Here is a 15728-nt window from a genome sequence, read left to right as displayed (position 1 = left end):
TGCAACGGCTGTCTGGCAAGGAGAGACGCTTTCAAACGTGGGTCAATCATCGCATCTCCAAAGCTATTGTCTCTAGGGCAAAAGCTACCAACAGCGCTATCGCCCTGGAAGACCTGACAGGGATCCGGGAAAGGGTCAATCAACAGCCACGCAGCAAAGCCGAGCGGCGTAGGACCAACAGTTGGGCGTTCTACCAACTACGTCAATTTCTGGAATACAAGGCTCTGCGTGCGGGGGTTGCTCTGATTCTTGTTCCGCCTGCCTACACGTCGCAGACCTGCCACCGGTGTTTGCACATCCATCCCGACCCTGCGCAATCCTACCGCAGTGGCAAGTCGTTCAAGTGTGGGCACTGTGGATGGGAAGGGGATGCGGATTTGAATGGTGCGAATGTGATTGCGCTCTTGGGGGCTGCCGTAAACCAGCCTAGAGGTCCGGGCTTGTTTTGTTCTCTGGTAGAGCAGAGCAGGCTCAGGGCTACTGAAAGCCCGCTCCGTACCGCTTAGCGGTCGGAGCCGGGTAGTTTACTTCCCCGGCTCTCCCCGCAGTTGCTGGGCAAATTTGTCGGCGAACTTGTCGCTGTCGAAGCGAGCCTGCGCGTTTTGAATGGCTTGGTGAATGCGCCGCTCGGTCGCGTCCGTGGTGCGGAGCACTTTGCACCCATCTCGGGTGTGGGTATTTGGGGTATAGCCGGGCTGAGGGTAAAAGCTTGGAAGCCCTTCTCTACTCTAAGCCTTGAATCACGTTTTTCTTTCTGCTTCTCCCAAGGCGGCTCCGGCGGTCGTTGCCAAGGTATTAAAAGTTCCACGGCTCCTGCTCTCTTTGGGAGACATTCTGAACTCAAAAAGAGGCTCTGGGGTGGTTATTTGTAGAACCCAAGCTACTACGCGGGTACAGCGGGGCAAGTTTCCGGAGAGGTTATCAAGCGCTACACAGAGGCTCAGAAGACAGAGCAAGGGGGCGATTGAGTCCCTTTGGTCACACTCAAGGCTCATATCCATGCTGGCTTACAAGCTGAGGCAGTTTTGAGGGACGCTCTGTAGCTGCTGTCAACCTGCCGTGAACCTAGGACCGCTGAGATAAACGATGATAAAAACAGCAGCTGCTGTTAACCCTCCGGAGTTCGAAGCCTAGGGATCCCCTCCATGACTTCCCAGATTCAGCCCTGCACACGCGAACAGATCTTGAATGGAATGGGCATCACCACCCTGTTTTCGGCTCTCATTGTGGGTCTCTGGATCGGGCTGGGATCCTCCTTTCCCGTGCCGTTTCGCTGGGATCCCCTAGCCTTGGCGTGGGGGGCAGGGCTGGGACTGGGGGTGGCTCTGCTCAGCGGCGGGGTTTACCGGCTCTGGCCAGCCTATCGTCGGGCAGCCACTGCCTATTTACACTGGGTGGCGGATCCCTTGCGGTGGGGAGATGTCTTTTGGGTGGGCCTGCTGCCGGGCTGGAGCGAGGAATGGCTGTTTCGCGGCGTGTTGATGTCCCTGCTGGTGGCCAGCCCCTTGGGGTGGACAGGCGGGATCCTCCTGAGTGGCCTCTTGTTTGGCGTCTTGCATTGGTTGGGATGGCAAGGCTGGCCTTATGCCGTCTGGGCCGGTGGGGTCGGCATCCTCATGGGGATCGGCTTGTGGCTGTCGGGAAACCTGTTGGTCACCATTGTCGCCCACACCCTTGTCAACTGGATTGGGGTCTGCACCTGGAAATGCTTTTTCTCTCAAGCGGAGCCCTGAAGGCCCTCTCCCCCTGTGGGAAAGAAGTTGAGGGTGGTCGGTAAGCAGCGCAGAACCTCAGGGAAGTCCCCCAAATTGAGGTGACCGTAACTTATGGTCGCTTCAGGTTAGGGTGAGATACCTAGGCTATTGAGAAAAGCCTTTGGTCGCATGTATTATTGCTCCGCAATGCTGACACGACGACGCGACCAACGTTTTGGGTGTGAGCGCATTGTCCTGGTTTGAATTGAAATGACCGTATTTGTCGATGCCTTCTCGTCAATGCCAATCCGAGACCTCTTGCAATTTCCAGTTTTGGGATCCTTCTCGTGGCTGCGCGTGGGGCGATCTTTGCTGCTCGTCGGGCTGGTGGTGTACGGCTACCTGCTCTGGCTGGGCTGGTTTCAATCGGAGCGAATGATCTTTTTGCCTCGTCCCGCCAGCTATCGAGATGGGGATGCCATTCTCAAGCTCACGACCTCTGATGGGCTACAGATTTCAGCGGTACATTTGCCCAATCCCGCCGCTGCCTACACCCTCCTCTACAGCCATGGCAACGCCGAAGACTTGGGGGATATCCTGCCCCGCTTGGTGGGCCTGCAGCAGGCCGGGTTTGGCGTCTTGGCCTACGACTACAGCGGCTACGGCACCAGCGAAGGGATTCCTTCCGAGGCCGGCGCTTACAAAGACATCGAGGCCGCTTACGCTCACCTGGTTGCCCAGGGGATCCTGCCGGAGCAGATTTTGGTTTATGGGCGCTCGGTGGGGGGTGGGCCATCGGTTTATTTGGCAGCCCAAAAGCCGGTGGGGGGCGTGATCCTGGAATCCACCTTCGTCACAGCCTTTCGCGTCTTAACCCGCATCCCGCTGCTGCCCTTCGATCGCTTCGATAACCTCAGCCGCATTGCCAAGATCGATTGCCCGCTGCTGATTTTGCACGGCACACATGATCGTTTGATCCCCTTTTGGCACGCTGAAACCCTTTATCAAGCAGCGAGGGATCCCAAACGCTTGGTGCCTATCGAAGGGGCCGGTCACAACAATTTGCTGGAAGTGGCCGGAGAGCGCTATGTCCCCATCCTGCACCAATTCGTGGCCGAGCTGGTGGATCCCCATGTCGTCTTCCCTCAGTAGCGGCTTAGGTGAGGACAATCTTAAAATCACCTGTAATCCGCTCGGAAAATCGGTGTTTATGTGGCAAGATCAAGAGGGATCGGATTGAAGGATTCGGATCCCTGTCTCACCGGATTGAACCCTTTTACGGAGGATCAAGAGCGTATGTCTCTCCGACTTGGCGATACTGCTCCCAATTTCACGCAAAAGTCTACCCACGGCGAAATCGATTTCTACTCTTGGGCCGGGGATAGCTGGGTGGTGTTGTTCTCTCACCCCGCCGATTACACGCCGGTCTGCACCACAGAGCTAGGCACTGTTGCGAAGCTGATGCCCGAATTTGAAAAGCGGGGTGTGAAGGTGATCGCCCTCAGTGTGGACGATGTGGACTCCCACGTCGGCTGGGTAAAAGACATCGAGGAAACCCAGAACGCCACTTTGACCTATCCCATTTTGGCAGATGCAGACCGCAAGGTCTCTCAGCTCTACGACATGTTGGATCAAACCAACCTCAATCAAGAAGGGCTGCCCCTGACGGTGCGCTCGGTGTTCGTTATTGATCCCAATAAGAAGATCCGCCTCATTCTCACCTACCCAGCCAGCACGGGCCGCAACTTCGACGAGCTCCTACGGGTGATCGATGCCCTACAGCTGACGGATAAGTACAATGTCGTCACTCCCGCCGACTGGAAAGACGGTGACGATGTCATCATTCCGCCTTCGCTGAAAGATCCGGAAGTGCTGAAAGAGAAGTTCCCAAAAGGCTACAAGGAAATTAAGCCCTATTTGCGGGTCACCCCTCAGCCTAATAAGTAGTAAAAGCCCGAACACCAACTTTGACGGGCGCTTGAGAAGGGATCCCTTCGTCGGGTAAAGCTGGGATCCTTTTGGTCTGGATCCCCTTATCGGGGATCCTTTTTACTGTTCGGGGAAGGAGGCTGCCTCTGCTGCTTTTTTGGCCAGCTCATCTACTGTGAAGTAGCGATGAAATTTATCCGTCACGCGCAACCAAGGGGAACGGCAGCCTTCTTTGCGATAGCGGGTCACAAAGCCTTTTTCCACCAACTCTGCCACGTGCTGATAAGCACCTTGGCCGCGCAACTCCACCAAATCGGCTTGCGAGAGGGGGCCACGCAGAATGATTGTAGCCAGGGTACGGGTAGCACCCACCCCAATTTCAGGGGGTAAAAGCTGGTTGGCCAGCTCCAAAAACGGCTCCCGCAACTGCAGGGCAAACCCTTCCCCCACCTGTAGGACTTCCAGGGCAGAATCGCGATGGGCATAGTCTTCCATTAATTCCAGCAGCGCATCGTAGGCTTCGTCGCGACTGCAATGGGCCAACTGGGCCAGGGCGGATAGCTCCAGGGGCTGCCCTTTTAAGTAGAGGATCGCTTCGATCTGATTTTTCAGGGCCAAGACACGCTCCCTCTGACCTTGCCTTTCCGCCAACAAGGGATGCGAAATCGACTTAAGAGAACGCGGGGCCATTGCAACAAGGGATCCGCTCAACTTGCTCCGTAGCATAGCAGCAGTTCTAGGCTGAGGGATCCTTTGGCCGAGCGAGCAGCCTTGCCCTCAGGCTAGAATCCCACCCCCGAGGCCACCACCATCACCACCACCGCTGCAAAGATAATCAAAGCGTAAAACTGGGCCTTGCCGCTCTCCAGGTATTTCATCGCCTCGCCGCTCACCATGGTCACCAAGCCCGTCAGGTTGACCACACCATCCACAATGCGGCTGTCCACCTCCAGCGCCTCCCGTGCCACGAAGCGGGTGCCCTGCACAAAGACTCGCTCATAGAGATCGTCGATGTACCACTTGTTGAGGGAGAAGTAGTAGAGCGGTTGCAGGCTTTGGGGGAAGGTGCCCGGGTCGATGCGCTTTTGCCAGTAGATCAAGCTGGCCAAAGTGATGCCGATCAGCCCAATGCCCACGGAGCTACCCGCCATGATCAGAAACTCTGCCCAATCGAAATGGCCCGCCAGCACCTCCTGCCACTCTGCTGCCACCAGCGGCAAAATCGAGCCTGCCTCCGCCACAGACTCAGCCGGCGGGTGGATGAAAGCTTCAAAGAAGTTGGCAAAAGGGGTGCCCACCAGGCCAATCAGCACAGAAGGGATGGCCAGAGCCAACAGCGGGAAGGTCATCGACCAAGGGGACTCATGGGGCTCTGAGGCGTGGCCATGCCCATCGTGTAGGTTTTCCTGAGCTTCAGGATGGCTGCTGGGCTGGGGTTTTTCTTGAATGTTCATGGCTCCGGGGCCAAAGGCCGGCTGTTTCCCCGCGAAAACATAGGCAAAAGCCGGCACAGGACGACCCGCGCTGACAGCCACCTCCTGCCGCAGTCTCAGGTTGGTGCCGCGAAACTCCCCTTCAAAGGTGAGGAAATAGATGCGAAACATGTAGAAGGCAGTGATGCCGGCGGTGAGGAAGCCCACCCCCCACAAAGCTGGGTTCCGTTCAAAAACAGCGCCCAAGATCTCATCCTTAGACCAAAAGCCGGCGAAAGGCGGGATCCCACAAATGGCCAACGTGCCGATCAAAAACGTGATGGCCGTAACCGGCATGTATTTGCGCAACCCCCCCATCAGGCGCATGTCTTGGGCCAAAACCGGGTCATGGCCGACCACCGCTTCCATGCCGTGGATAACTGAGCCAGAGCACAAAAAGAGCATCGCCTTAAAGTAGGCGTGGGTCATCAGGTGAAACAGGCCCGCCCCATAGGCCCCACATCCCATAGCCATGACCATGTAGCCCAGTTGGGAAATGGTGGAGTAGGCCAAGCCTTTTTTGATGTCGTTTTGGGTGATGGCAATGGTGGCCCCCAAGAAGGCTGTGCCCGCCCCCGTCCAGGCAATGATGTCCATAGCCACCGGGATCCCTTCCAGCACCGGGAACATGCGGGCCAAGAGGAATACCCCAGCCGCCACCATCGTGGCTGCGTGGATGAGAGCGGAAATGGGCGTGGGGCCCTCCATGGCATCCGGCAACCACACATGCAGCGGGAACTGGGCCGACTTGGCCACCGGCCCCAAGAACACCAACACCGCAAACAGGGCAATTAAGCTGCTGCTCACCGCTCCGGCAGCCAACATCTCCTGCAAGTTGCGCCCGATCTCGTTGAACGCGAAGGTGCCGGAAATCCAGTAAAAGCCCAAAATGCCCAACAGCAGGCCGAAATCTCCCACCCGGTTGACCACAAACGCCTTTTGCGCTGCTTCTGCCGCCGCCTGCCGGTCGTGCCAAAAGCCAATGAGCAGGTAGGAGCACATCCCCACCAGCTCCCAGAAGATGTAGATCTGCACCAGGTTGGGGCTGACCACCAAGCCCAGCATCGAGGAGCTAAATAAGCTCAGGTAGGCGTAGAAACGCACATAGCCGGGATCGTGGGCCATGTAGCCGTCGGAGTAGATTTGCACCAGAAAGGCCACCGTGGTCACCACCACCAGCATCATGGCGCTCAGGTGATCCACGACAAAGCCCATGTCCACCGAGAAGGATCCCGCCTGGGCCCAGGTGATGGTTCTGAGGACGGTTTCGTGCCCTTGCACCTGGCTGACCAAAAGGGCAAAGGCATGAACCATCGCCGTCCCGGTCGCGAACACGCTCAAAAAGGCAGCCAAAGAGCGGTTGGCCCTTGTCCAGGCGTTGAACATCAGGATACCTAAGCCGAGGAGAAAGGCTGCCACCAAAGGATAGACGGGGATCAACCAGGCGTATGTGTAGATGAATTCCATGGGAAATGCTTCCGAATGCGTCCTCTCACAGCAACGAACCTGCTCTGCTAGCCCTGCAATTGGCCGGTGGGAGTGTCTGGTGGGCTGGCATTTGCTCAACTGCTTCTGCCATTGTAAACTTTTGCGACAGAGTGCGGATCCGGATCCCGAGCATCAAGTCCATCACAGCAGAGGCTTTTCCCAGAGATCAATCGGGATCCCCGCAGCTAAATCTGTAAATATCCTAAAGAATCGGCTCTGAGCCGAAGCCGACGGTCGCAGGCCAAAAGATGACAGGGATCCCTTGCCAACGCTACAACAAAGGCTAGATCTCTCAGCGGTCTGGAGAAGCTGCCCATGAGCTTGAACCTGGTGACCTTGGTGGGGCGAGCCGGCATGGATCCGGAGGTGCGCTACTTTGAGTCGGGCAAGGTGGTCTGTACTTTTAGCTTGGCGGTCAACCGATTCCGCAAAGGGGAAGACAAGCCCGATTGGTTCAGCCTAGAGTTGTGGGACCGCACTGCCGAGGTGGCGGGAGAGTATGTGCGCAAAGGCAGTCTTATCGGAGTAACGGGCAGACTGAAGTTTGATCGCTGGACAGACAAATCCACCGGAGAAGAGCGCCAGAGACCCATCATCGCTGTGGATCGGCTGGAATTGCTGGGATCCCGTCAAGACCGCGACGCCAACCTGCCCCCCGAAGAGCCGTTTTGACTTGTCTGGCCGGAGCCGGGCAACCTCAAGGTTTGGCTCTGCCCAAGCATCGCCTGCATTCCTGCACCACCTCTGTCAAATCCTGGCTGCACCAGGGATAGTCCAAGGGGGGTCGGCGGATCACCCACAGAGGGATCCCCAGGGTTTTGGCCACCGCCTGCTTGATCCCCAGCCCGCCTGCTTCCCCAGAGGCTTTGCTGATCACCACCTGAGGGCTGAGCTGTTGCCAAAGCTGTAGTTCCTGCTCCAAGCTGAGGGGTAAGCGCATCCCAATCACCCGCTCGGCAGGGATCCCCGTTTGCACCGCCTGGGAAACCGATTCCGGCAGCACCCGTGCCCACAGTTGGCAGCGATCTTGCCAAGGCACAAACAGGGGCAGCACCTTCACTCCCACCGTCAACAGCACCCGCCGCCCTGCCAGCACCGCATCTGTGAGCACCCCCTGCCAATCCGGTGCCACCTGGACCCAGGGATCCAGCTCCAGAGGAGGGCGTTCGTAGCGCAGGTAGGGGATCCTCAGTTGAGCCGTCACCTGGATGGCCAGTTGCGAGATTTGCTGGGCAAAAGGATGAGAGGCATCCACCACTACGCGGATCCGGCACTCTTGCAGGAATTGTTCCAGAGATGGCGGCGAAAATCGGGTGACCACCACCTGACCAGGCAAATCCTGATACAGTCTTCTGGCCCCTTCGGTGGTGACGGTTGCCACCCAAGGGATCCCCTGCCGGCTGAGGGCGTCGGCCAAGCTGCGGCTCTCGCTGGTGCCCCCGATCAAAGCCACTTCAACTGGACTACCAACTGAGCTCATGGTGTGTTGCCAAACTTTGACGCCCGTAGATACGATCAAGATCACCGGCTGGAGGCAATTGCTCATGATCGAGATGCATGTGGCTGGGATTGCGGTCGATGCCGTCAACCAAAACCCCATTGTCATCCTGCGCGATGGCAGTGAGCGTCGTGCCCTGCCGATTTGGGTGGGAAAAGCAGAGGCCAACGCCATTTTGCAGGCCCTGGACGACCAAAAGCCACTGCGCCCCATGACCCATGATCTCATCCTCAACTCCTGGAAGACGTGGGGGATCAAGCTGGAGCGAGTCATCATTCACGCGTTGCTGGATAACACCTTCTACGCGGTGCTCGTCACCGTGAATGGTGACAAAAAACAAGAGATCGACTGCCGCCCCAGCGACGCCATTGCCCTCGCTCTGCGGGCCCATGTTCCCATCTGGACGGTGGAAGAGGTCATTGCGGAAGCCTCGATCCCCATGAACCAGGATGCCGACGAGGCGGAGCGGGAGGCCTTTCGCAAGTTTGTAGAAAATGTAACCCCCAGAGACTTTATCCGCAGCTACCCCATGACCGACCATCCCACCGAAGCCGACAGTTAAGCAGCTAAGGCGGATCCCACCCCCAGGGATCCCGGCAGACAGGCCATGCCCCAGGTTGCCAGGTTAACGGTCTATCCCATCAAGTCCCTGGATGGGATCTCTTTGTCTGAGGTGAGGCTGACGGCGGGGGGAACTTTGGAAGGGGATCGCCGCTACGCCCTCTTGGATGCGGAGGGGAAGCGGGTGAACGGCAAGCGCCATGCTGCGGTCCACCGCCTGCGGGCCCGGTTTGATCCCCAGTTGGGCCAGGTGCAGTTGTGGGGGGATGGCAAGACGGCCCAGTTTGACCTGCAGCAGCAGCGGGATGCTTTACAAACTTGGCTCAGCCACTGGTTGGGCTTTCCGGTGCAACTGCTCGAGGATCCTGTCAGGGGATTTCCAGACGATCCCTATGCCGACGGCCCCACCCTGATCAGCACAGCCACTCTGGAGACGGTGGCCGGTTGGTTCCCCAACTTGACCCTGGAAGCGGTTCGGCAGCGCTTTCGCATGAATATCGAGCTGTCGGATTGCTCTGCCTTTTGGGAGGATCGTCTCTTTGCCCGCGCAGATCAAGGGGTGCGCTTTCGCATTGGGGAAGTGGAGCTGCTGGGCCTCAACCCCTGCGCCCGCTGTGTGGTGCCCACCCGGGATCCCCTGAGCGGAGAGGCCTATCCCGGTTTTCAAAAGCACTTCGTAGCGCAACGGCAGAAAACCTTGCCACCCTGGGCCGAAGCCAGCCGCTTTGACCATTTCTATCGCCTTGGGATCAATACGTGGATCCCGAGAACGGAGGCGGGCAAGCACCTGAGGGTTGGGGATCCCGTCGAAATCCTCGGGGTTGAACCCCTCAGCCTCTACCCTGAGCTGAGTCGAATCCCAGGTTAGTTTCCGACCTACAATCAAGCTAGAGCAGCTCTTTTGGCTTGACCAAGCTATGCAAACCCTGGATCGGCCCAACGCCCCCCCCCAGCAGCCCTACCCAGAACCGGTCTATCCCCGTCGCCCCACCCGCACGGTGGCCGTAGCTGATGTGTTGATCGGCAGCCAGCACCCGGTGGTGGTACAGTCCATGATCAACGAGGACACCCTCGACGTCGACGCAGCAGTGGCCGGGATCCGCCGTCTGCACGAGGCAGGCTCAGAGATTGTGCGGGTTACCGTTCCCAGCATGGCCCATGCCAAGGCGATGGAGGCAATTCGGGAGAAGCTGATCCAAACCTACAAGCCGGTGCCTTTGGTAGCCGATGTCCATCACAACGGCATCAAGATCGCCCTGGAGGTGGCCAAATACGTGGACAAGGTGCGCATCAATCCGGGGTTGTTCATCTTTGAAAAACCTCAGCCCGGTCGCACAGAATATACCCAGGCGGAATTTGAGGCCATTCGTAACAAAATCCGGGAAACCTTCACCCCCCTTGTCCAGACCCTCAAAGCCCAGAACAAAGCCCTGCGCATTGGGGTCAATCATGGATCCCTGGCAGAGCGGATGCTCTTCACCTACGGGGATACGCCTGAGGGCATGGTGGAGTCGGCCCTGGAATTTGCCCAAATTTGCGCCGAGCAAGACTTTCACAATGTGGTGCTTTCCTTCAAGGCCTCCCGCCCGCAGGTCATGTTGGCGGCCTACCGGCTGGCAGCCCGTCGCTTCGATGCCCTGGGCCTAAACTATCCCTTCCACTTGGGCGTCACCGAGGCCGGAGACGGGGAATATGGCCGCATCAAGTCGGCGGTGGGGATCGGAACCCTCTTGGCTGAAGGGATCGGCGACACGATTCGGGTTTCTCTTACGGAAGCGCCGGAAAAGGAGATCCCGGTGGCCTACGGCATTTTGCAAGCTCTGAACCTGCGCAAAACCATGGTGGAGTATGTGGCCTGCCCTTCTTGTGGCCGCACCCTCTTCAATTTGGAGGAGGTGCTGCAGAAGGTGCGCGCCGCAACTCAGCATCTGGTGGGGTTGGACATTGCCGTGATGGGCTGCATTGTCAATGGGCCGGGAGAGATGGCCGACGCCGACTACGGCTACGTGGGCAAGACGCCGGGGGTGATCTCTCTCTACCGCGGCAAAGAGGAAGTGAAAAGGGTGCCGGAATCGGAAGGCGTGCAGGCGCTGATCGATCTGATCAAAGCCGATGGGCGCTGGGTGGATCCCCCTTCTTCCCATTAACTCTGCTTCCCCCTCAAGAGGCGACCTGCCCAGCCATCCTGCCGCGCTCTTGCTTCGCTCAGAAACTGGCTAGTGGCGTTTGCCACGCAGAGCTTTGGCGCGGTTGTTCACCTGCCTTACAAACAGAGGCAGCAGGTGCGCCTGGATATATTCAAACGCTGCTTGTAGACCTTCTTTTTCGTAAACCAGGCCGATTTCCGCCTCAACCTGCGTGGGATCCCTGAAGGCCGACAAAAATTGGTTGGAGGTCAGCCAAGTGAAGAGTTCTGCGCGATTCAGGTCACAACTGGGCGGGGAGGGCACTTGCCAGTCTTGAGGTGGGCCAAGCAGCCACTGCCGGGCAAACAAGCTTAACACCGCATCCCCCAGCCAAGCCTTGTCTCGACGGGATCCCTCGTCCAATTGGGCCACCTGCTGTCTGATGGCCTGGCCAGTCGAGGAGCAATGGGATCCTGTCAGCATGGAAATGGGAAGTGTGCAAGAACTGGCAGCAGACAAGCCCGGCGGCGAAGCAGCCCTGCCTCATTTTAAGATAAGGTCTGGCCCGCCCTCACCAGGGTTGCAGATGGAGTGTGGCATTGCGAGGATCCTTGGAGCATGTTGTTGGAGCTAACCCCAGAAGAATGCGAATCGGTGATTCCGGTGGTGCCAACGCGCCTTCAGTATGCGGCTTACTGGAGCGATGCCCTCAAGAGCACGGGCCGCATCATCACGGCCATTTTGGTGGGTGTGGCGTTGCTGGTTCTCTCTCGCGCTTTCGGCGAGGGATCCTTTCTGGGGGCAATCGCCTTCCTGGTCGGGATTCTCTCGTTGCTCTATCCCTTCCTGTGGGGGCCGCTCTATACCATCTCCCGCCGTCAGCTAGCCTTTCGCGAGATTCCCTATGGGGGATTGTTTTTTGGGCAGGTGTTGCGCACTCGCCGCTACGAGGTGGTGGTGGAAGAGCGAGAAAAGCTGGATGAAGAGGGCAACTTCTACATTGAAGAGGTGCGGGAGCGCCAGTTTGAGATGGAAATTGGCGATGAGACCGGAGTCGTCTATCGTGTGCGGGCCAAGGACGATCCCCGCTACAGGCGAATTGTCAAAAAGCAATCGGTGCTCGGGTTGGTGAAAGCCTATTCCCGCGATTTGCAGCGCCGGCCCACCTTGAGCGAGGTCTATGTGGTCAAGCTGGGGGAGTGGGTGGGAGATGTCTCCTATCTGGATCGGGAGGCTTTTTTGGATATGGCAGATGAGCTGTTGGAGCTACAGGCCCAAGGACAAGCTTGATCCCCTGGATCCCTGGTGTTCTCTGGGATGGAGGGGAAGGGATCCCTGCCTTTTTATTCTGAAACCTAAACGGCTGCCTATCCGGGAGCGCCGCTTTTAACGCTGGGTTAGCCGCATTATTGTACTGGCCAGGGGTAGGGTTGGGTAGTTTACTGTGGACTGGCGGGAGCTTTAAACTGAGGGCTGTAAGCTAAAAACAACTGCCATGGGCGATCCTCTCACCCCCCAAGTTAGCGAGCGCATCTGCAAGCACATGAACGAAGATCATGCCGATGCGATAGCCCTTTACGCCAGGGTCTTTGGCCAGGTGGAAGGAGTTACCCAAGCCCGCATGCAGGCTATCGACCCAGAAGGGATGGACTTGCAGGTGCAGGTCGACGGGGCCGTACAAACGCTGCGGATCCGCTTCGACCACCCCCTGCGGGACTCCGAGGACGCCCATCAAACCTTAATTGCCATGGTGAAGCAGGCTCGCGCTCAAGTTAAACAGGCTACAAAGTGATGAGAGATACAGTTGAGGCTTAGCTGGCCTGCTGTAGGAGCAGATCCAACTGGCCGCGAGCCTCTAGCGCGTAAAGATCGTCGCAGCCGCCGATATGCTGGTCGTTGATGAAAATTTGCGGCACCGAACGGCGGCCGTTGGCCCGCTTGGCCATTTCCGCCCGTGCTGCCTCGTCTCCATCGATGGCGTACTCGATATACTTCACGCCTTTGCGATCCAGCAGTTGCTTAGCCCGGATGCAAAAGGGACAAAAACGCCAGGTGTAAATCTCAACAGTCATAAGAAAACAACAAACGCTTTTACATAGCTTAACATTTTCACGGAGCCGGGATCCCTTTCCTTGCAAACCTGGGGTTTTCTGCCTCCCATGGTCTAGTTGGCTTCCTTCCAATTGTGGCCAATTTGGATATCCACCACCAGCGGTATGGAGAGGGGCACTGCTCCTTCCATTTCCCTTTGGATCAGCGGTTTTAGGGCCTGCCATTCCGAGGGATCCACCTCAAACACCAGCTCATCATGCACTTGCAGGAGCAAGCGGGAACGAAAGTTCTGCAGCTTTTGCCGCAGGCGCACCATTGCTACTTTGATAATGTCCGAGGCGGATCCCTGAATGGGAGCATTCACAGCTGCCCGCAATTCCGCTTGTTTGCGATGGCCTGTCAGACGAGACAAATTGGGAAAATAGCGACGGCGACCCAAGATCGTTTCTACATAGCCATGCTTTTCCACAAAGGCTTCAGTGGAGCGCAGATAGGCAAAAATGCCGGCGTAGCGCTCGTTAAATCGCTGTAAAAATTGCTTGGCTTCCGACAAAGAAACCCCCGCAGTGCGGGCAAAGCGCTGCGCTCCCATGCCATAGATCACCCCATAGTTGATCGTTTTGGCCAGGCGGCGTTCTTCGCTGGTTATTTCCTGTTTTTCCAGGAGCAGGCGGGCGGTCAGGGTATGCACATCTTCCCCTGAGCGAAAGCCTTCCAGCAAGGCAGGTTCTTGGCTGAGGTGGGCCAAAATGCGCAGCTCAATTTGAGAGTAATCTGCTGCCGCCAATAGCCATCCCTCTTGGGGAATAAAAGCTTGTCGAATCCGGCGACTGAACTCGGTGCGAATGGGAATATTTTGCAAGTTGGGGTTTGAGGAGCTGAGCCTGCCGGTGGCAGTAACGGTTTGGTTAAAGTCGGTGTGGACTCTGCCGGTATCGCTTCTTACCAGGGCAGGCAGAGCATCCACATAGGTCGATTTCAGCTTGGCCAAGGTGCGGTATTGCACGATGGTTTCGATGAGAGGATGATCCCCCTCTAGCTTTTCTAAAACTGAGGCGTCAGTGGAATAGCCAGTAGCCGTTTTGCGGGTTTTGCGAATGTCCAATTTCAGCTTTTCAAAGAGCAGGGATCCCAGTTGCTTGGGAGAATTGAGGTTAAAGGTTTCTCCAGCCTGGGCATAGGCTTTCTGCTCCAAACTTTGCAGCTCTTGTTCCAGCTCTTGGGAAAATTGCCTCAGAAACTCGGTATCAACGCGAATGCCGATCCACTCCATTTCTTCCAGAACTTGGGCCAAGGGCAGCTCGACTTGAATAAAAAGATCCCACAGGCGTGGATCGGTTTTCTGCAGCTTTTCGGTGAGGATTGGCACCAGACGATAGGCACAATAGGCGTCGGTTCCACAGTATTCTGCAACTTTGGAAATCGGGATATCGGCAATGGACTGTTCCTTGCCCAGCAACTTTTTGTAGCTGGTGGTTGGCAAACCCAAATGGGTAGCTGCCAAATCGGCCAAGTTGTGGCTGGCTTCTGGATCCAAAACGTAGCTGGCCAACATGGGATCAAACTGGATCCCTTGCAGGCGGATCCCGTGGGCGCGGAAAATGCTCAGGTCGTACTTACAGTTTTGTAGGCTTTTGGGTCGGTTGGGATCTTCCCAAAGGGGTTGCAGGCTTTGTTTAACCAGCTCCCAATCCAGGTTGGATCCCTGGCGGTGGCCGATGGGCAAGTAGGCGATATCTCCCTCTGACCAACAACAGCCGATCCCCACCAATTGGGCATCCCGTGGATCTAGACTGGTGGTTTCAGTATCCCAAGCTACAATCCCTGGGCAGGCCAGCAACTCTTGCCGCAAAAGCTCCAGTTGTTCCGGCGTATCGATGATGCGCACCGCCGGCAGAGAAGGGACGGGATCGAGGGCAAAATCAAACCACAGGGCTTCGTCAGGAGCGTTTGCGGGATCCCCGGTGGGATTAAAAGCGCCAACCACCTCTGCCTCGGTTGGGATCCCCCCCAAAGCCGTTTGTATTTTGCGCACTTGGGCGATGAAGCTGTGAAACTCCAATTTTTCCAGCAGCGGCAGCAATTCTGCTTGATCAAACCCGGTTAATTTCATGCTCTCCCAGTCGGGAGAAAGAGGAACGTCGCATTTGATCCGAGCCATAAATTGCGAGTGATGGGCCGCCGGGATCCCTTCTTTGAGGTATTGCTGGACTTTTCCTTGGATCTCGTCCAGGTGGTCGAAAATTTCATCCAAACTGCCGTAGCGCTCCAGCAGCTCCACAGCTCGCTTGGGGCCGATCCCTTTCACCCCGGGAATGTTGTCAGAAGGGTCACCACAGAGGGCCTTATAATCCACCACCTGCCAAGGCCAGATGCCCAATTTTTCTTTCACTTGTTCGGGGCCAAACTCGCTGATGCGATCTTTGCTGTTGAGGTGCAAAACCCGAACTCTTCCATCGGTATCGATCAACTGGAACAGATCTTGATCGCCACTTAAGATCTGCACTCGGTAATCTTGGGGGGCTAGCCTACTGAGGGTGCCCAAAATGTCATCGGCTTCAAAACCAGGCACCACCAAAATCGGGATGCGTAGTGCCGTCAACACCTGCTTCAGGTTCTCCACATCTTCGATAAACTCCGGCGGCGTTTCCGGGCGGCCTGATTTGTAGGTTTCGTCGGCCTCGTGGCGAAAAGTGGGCTGCCGTGTATCAAAGGCAACGGCTACATGGGTAGGAGTGTATTTGTCCAAGACTTCTAACAGCGATTTCAAAAAGCCAAAGCTGACGCTGGTGGGGATCCCAGTGGAAGTGCGCAACCCCCCCTCGCGGCTGTAGGCAAAGGCGTAGAAGGAGCGATAGGCCAGAGAGTGACCATCCACCAGCAGCAGTGTTGGAGTTTGCCAAGCCAT

Annotated in this window: 17 protein-coding genes; 10 read left to right on the top strand and 7 right to left on the bottom strand. The window is 57.0% G+C overall.

Annotation, left to right across the window (positions count from 1 at the left end; all coding sequences use genetic code 11):
* Positions 1 to 506 (top strand): RNA-guided endonuclease InsQ/TnpB family protein (locus NW805_RS10345; protein ID WP_414422433.1); only part of this gene is annotated, 506 nt, incomplete at its 5' end.
* 18 nt (positions 507 to 524) lie between these two features.
* Here the strand turns inward: NW805_RS10345 and NW805_RS10340 are convergent.
* On the bottom strand, positions 525 to 653 hold the full coding sequence (locus NW805_RS10340; protein ID WP_414422432.1) for a hypothetical protein: 129 nt from the start codon (positions 651 to 653) through the stop codon (positions 525 to 527).
* Positions 654 to 1145: 492 nt separating this feature from the next.
* On the opposite strand from NW805_RS10340, the gene NW805_RS10335 reads away from it, so the two are divergent.
* From NW805_RS10335 to NW805_RS10325, 3 genes are all read left to right on the top strand, one after another.
* Positions 1146 to 1733, top strand: coding sequence for a lysostaphin resistance A-like protein (locus tag NW805_RS10335; RefSeq protein ID WP_414422431.1), 588 nt, complete (start codon positions 1146 to 1148; stop codon positions 1731 to 1733).
* A gap of 231 nt (positions 1734 to 1964) precedes the next feature.
* Positions 1965 to 2846, top strand: coding sequence for an alpha/beta hydrolase (locus NW805_RS10330; RefSeq protein WP_414422430.1), 882 nt, complete (start codon positions 1965 to 1967; stop codon positions 2844 to 2846).
* Between the two features lie 144 nt (positions 2847 to 2990).
* On the top strand, positions 2991 to 3641 hold the full coding sequence (locus NW805_RS10325) for a peroxiredoxin (protein WP_414422429.1): 651 nt from the start codon (positions 2991 to 2993) through the stop codon (positions 3639 to 3641).
* A 102-nt stretch (positions 3642 to 3743) separates the two neighbouring features.
* Here NW805_RS10325 and scpB read toward each other — a convergent pair whose 3' ends face one another.
* The gene (gene scpB, locus NW805_RS10320; protein WP_414374371.1) at positions 3744 to 4241 is read right to left on the bottom strand and encodes an SMC-Scp complex subunit ScpB; all 498 of its coding nucleotides are present in this window, start codon (positions 4239 to 4241) and stop codon (positions 3744 to 3746) included.
* Positions 4242 to 4405: 164 nt separating this feature from the next.
* Positions 4406 to 6562, bottom strand: a complete 2157-nt coding sequence (locus NW805_RS10315) for an NAD(P)H-quinone oxidoreductase subunit 5 (RefSeq protein ID WP_414422428.1) — start codon at positions 6560 to 6562, stop codon at positions 4406 to 4408.
* A 336-nt stretch (positions 6563 to 6898) separates the two neighbouring features.
* Here NW805_RS10315 and NW805_RS10310 point away from each other — a divergent pair, with 336 nt between their 5' ends.
* Positions 6899 to 7255, top strand: coding sequence for a single-stranded DNA-binding protein (locus tag NW805_RS10310; RefSeq protein WP_414381665.1), 357 nt, complete (start codon positions 6899 to 6901; stop codon positions 7253 to 7255).
* A 25-nt stretch (positions 7256 to 7280) separates the two neighbouring features.
* Here NW805_RS10310 and NW805_RS10305 read toward each other — a convergent pair whose 3' ends face one another.
* Positions 7281 to 8129: a cobalt-precorrin-6A reductase gene (locus NW805_RS10305; protein ID WP_414422427.1), complete on the bottom strand. Its 849-nt coding sequence runs from the start codon at positions 8127 to 8129 to the stop codon at positions 7281 to 7283.
* Between NW805_RS10305 and NW805_RS10300 the strand changes: the two genes are divergently transcribed.
* The 3 genes from NW805_RS10300 to ispG are packed head-to-tail and all read left to right on the top strand — an operon-like array spanning position 8128 to position 10789.
* Entirely contained in the window at positions 8128 to 8643 is a 516-nt protein-coding gene (locus tag NW805_RS10300; protein WP_011431791.1) for a bifunctional nuclease family protein, read from the top strand. The genes NW805_RS10305 and NW805_RS10300 overlap by 2 nt on opposite strands.
* 45 nt (positions 8644 to 8688) lie before the next feature.
* Complete coding sequence (locus NW805_RS10295) at positions 8689 to 9510, top strand: MOSC domain-containing protein (protein ID WP_414422426.1); 822 nt, start codon at positions 8689 to 8691, stop codon at positions 9508 to 9510.
* 49 nt (positions 9511 to 9559) lie between these two features.
* Positions 9560 to 10789, top strand: a complete 1230-nt coding sequence (gene ispG, locus NW805_RS10290) for a (E)-4-hydroxy-3-methylbut-2-enyl-diphosphate synthase (RefSeq protein WP_414355422.1) — start codon at positions 9560 to 9562, stop codon at positions 10787 to 10789.
* Positions 10790 to 10858: 69 nt separating this feature from the next.
* On the opposite strand, the gene NW805_RS10285 is transcribed toward ispG, so the two are convergent.
* Positions 10859 to 11287, bottom strand: coding sequence for a hypothetical protein (locus NW805_RS10285; RefSeq protein ID WP_414422425.1), 429 nt, complete (start codon positions 11285 to 11287; stop codon positions 10859 to 10861).
* 99 nt (positions 11288 to 11386) lie between these two features.
* On the opposite strand from NW805_RS10285, the gene NW805_RS10280 reads away from it, so the two are divergent.
* Together NW805_RS10280 and NW805_RS10275 are read left to right on the top strand one after the other, a co-directional pair.
* On the top strand, positions 11387 to 12058 hold the full coding sequence (locus NW805_RS10280; RefSeq protein ID WP_414350264.1) for a hypothetical protein: 672 nt from the start codon (positions 11387 to 11389) through the stop codon (positions 12056 to 12058).
* Positions 12059 to 12263: 205 nt separating this feature from the next.
* Positions 12264 to 12560, top strand: coding sequence for a DUF2470 domain-containing protein (locus NW805_RS10275; protein ID WP_414422424.1), 297 nt, complete (start codon positions 12264 to 12266; stop codon positions 12558 to 12560).
* A gap of 19 nt (positions 12561 to 12579) precedes the next feature.
* On the opposite strand, the gene grxC is transcribed toward NW805_RS10275, so the two are convergent.
* Both grxC and polA read right to left on the bottom strand, forming a co-directional pair.
* Positions 12580 to 12840, bottom strand: a complete 261-nt coding sequence (gene grxC, locus NW805_RS10270; protein ID WP_011431797.1) for a glutaredoxin 3 — start codon at positions 12838 to 12840, stop codon at positions 12580 to 12582.
* 92 nt (positions 12841 to 12932) lie between these two features.
* On the bottom strand, positions 12933 to 15728 hold the full coding sequence (gene polA, locus NW805_RS10265) for a DNA polymerase I (protein WP_414422423.1): 2796 nt from the start codon (positions 15726 to 15728) through the stop codon (positions 12933 to 12935).

This window comes from Synechococcus sp. W60.1 (genome assembly GCF_047461575.1).
Lineage (GTDB): Bacteria > Cyanobacteriota > Cyanobacteriia > Thermostichales > Thermostichaceae > Thermostichus.
Note: the sequence above shows the minus strand (reverse complement) of the source record. Positions and strands in the feature narration are given on the sequence as shown.

Bases quoted from the DNA above. Each gene is read 5' to 3' on its own strand.
- NW805_RS10335 (WP_414422431.1), top strand. From the start codon at position 1,146: ATGACTTCCCAGATTCAGCCCTGCACACGCGAACAGATCTTGAATGGA.
- NW805_RS10330 (WP_414422430.1), top strand. From the start codon at position 1,965: ATGACCGTATTTGTCGATGCCTTCTCGTCAATGCCAATCCGAGACCTC.
- NW805_RS10325 (WP_414422429.1), top strand. From the start codon at position 2,991: ATGTCTCTCCGACTTGGCGATACTGCTCCCAATTTCACGCAAAAGTCT.
- NW805_RS10315 (WP_414422428.1), bottom strand. From the start codon at position 6,562: ATGGAATTCATCTACACATACGCCTGGTTGATCCCCGTCTATCCTTTG.
- NW805_RS10310 (WP_414381665.1), top strand. From the start codon at position 6,899: ATGAGCTTGAACCTGGTGACCTTGGTGGGGCGAGCCGGCATGGATCCG.
- NW805_RS10300 (WP_011431791.1), top strand. From the start codon at position 8,128: ATGATCGAGATGCATGTGGCTGGGATTGCGGTCGATGCCGTCAACCAA.
- NW805_RS10305 (WP_414422427.1), bottom strand. From the start codon at position 8,129: ATGAGCAATTGCCTCCAGCCGGTGATCTTGATCGTATCTACGGGCGTC.
- NW805_RS10295 (WP_414422426.1), top strand. From the start codon at position 8,689: ATGCCCCAGGTTGCCAGGTTAACGGTCTATCCCATCAAGTCCCTGGAT.
- ispG (WP_414355422.1), top strand. From the start codon at position 9,560: ATGCAAACCCTGGATCGGCCCAACGCCCCCCCCCAGCAGCCCTACCCA.
- NW805_RS10280 (WP_414350264.1), top strand. From the start codon at position 11,387: ATGTTGTTGGAGCTAACCCCAGAAGAATGCGAATCGGTGATTCCGGTG.
- NW805_RS10275 (WP_414422424.1), top strand. From the start codon at position 12,264: ATGGGCGATCCTCTCACCCCCCAAGTTAGCGAGCGCATCTGCAAGCAC.
- grxC (WP_011431797.1), bottom strand. From the start codon at position 12,840: ATGACTGTTGAGATTTACACCTGGCGTTTTTGTCCCTTTTGCATCCGG.
- polA (WP_414422423.1), bottom strand. From the start codon at position 15,728: ATGGCTTGGCAAACTCCAACACTGCTGCTGGTGGATGGTCACTCTCTG.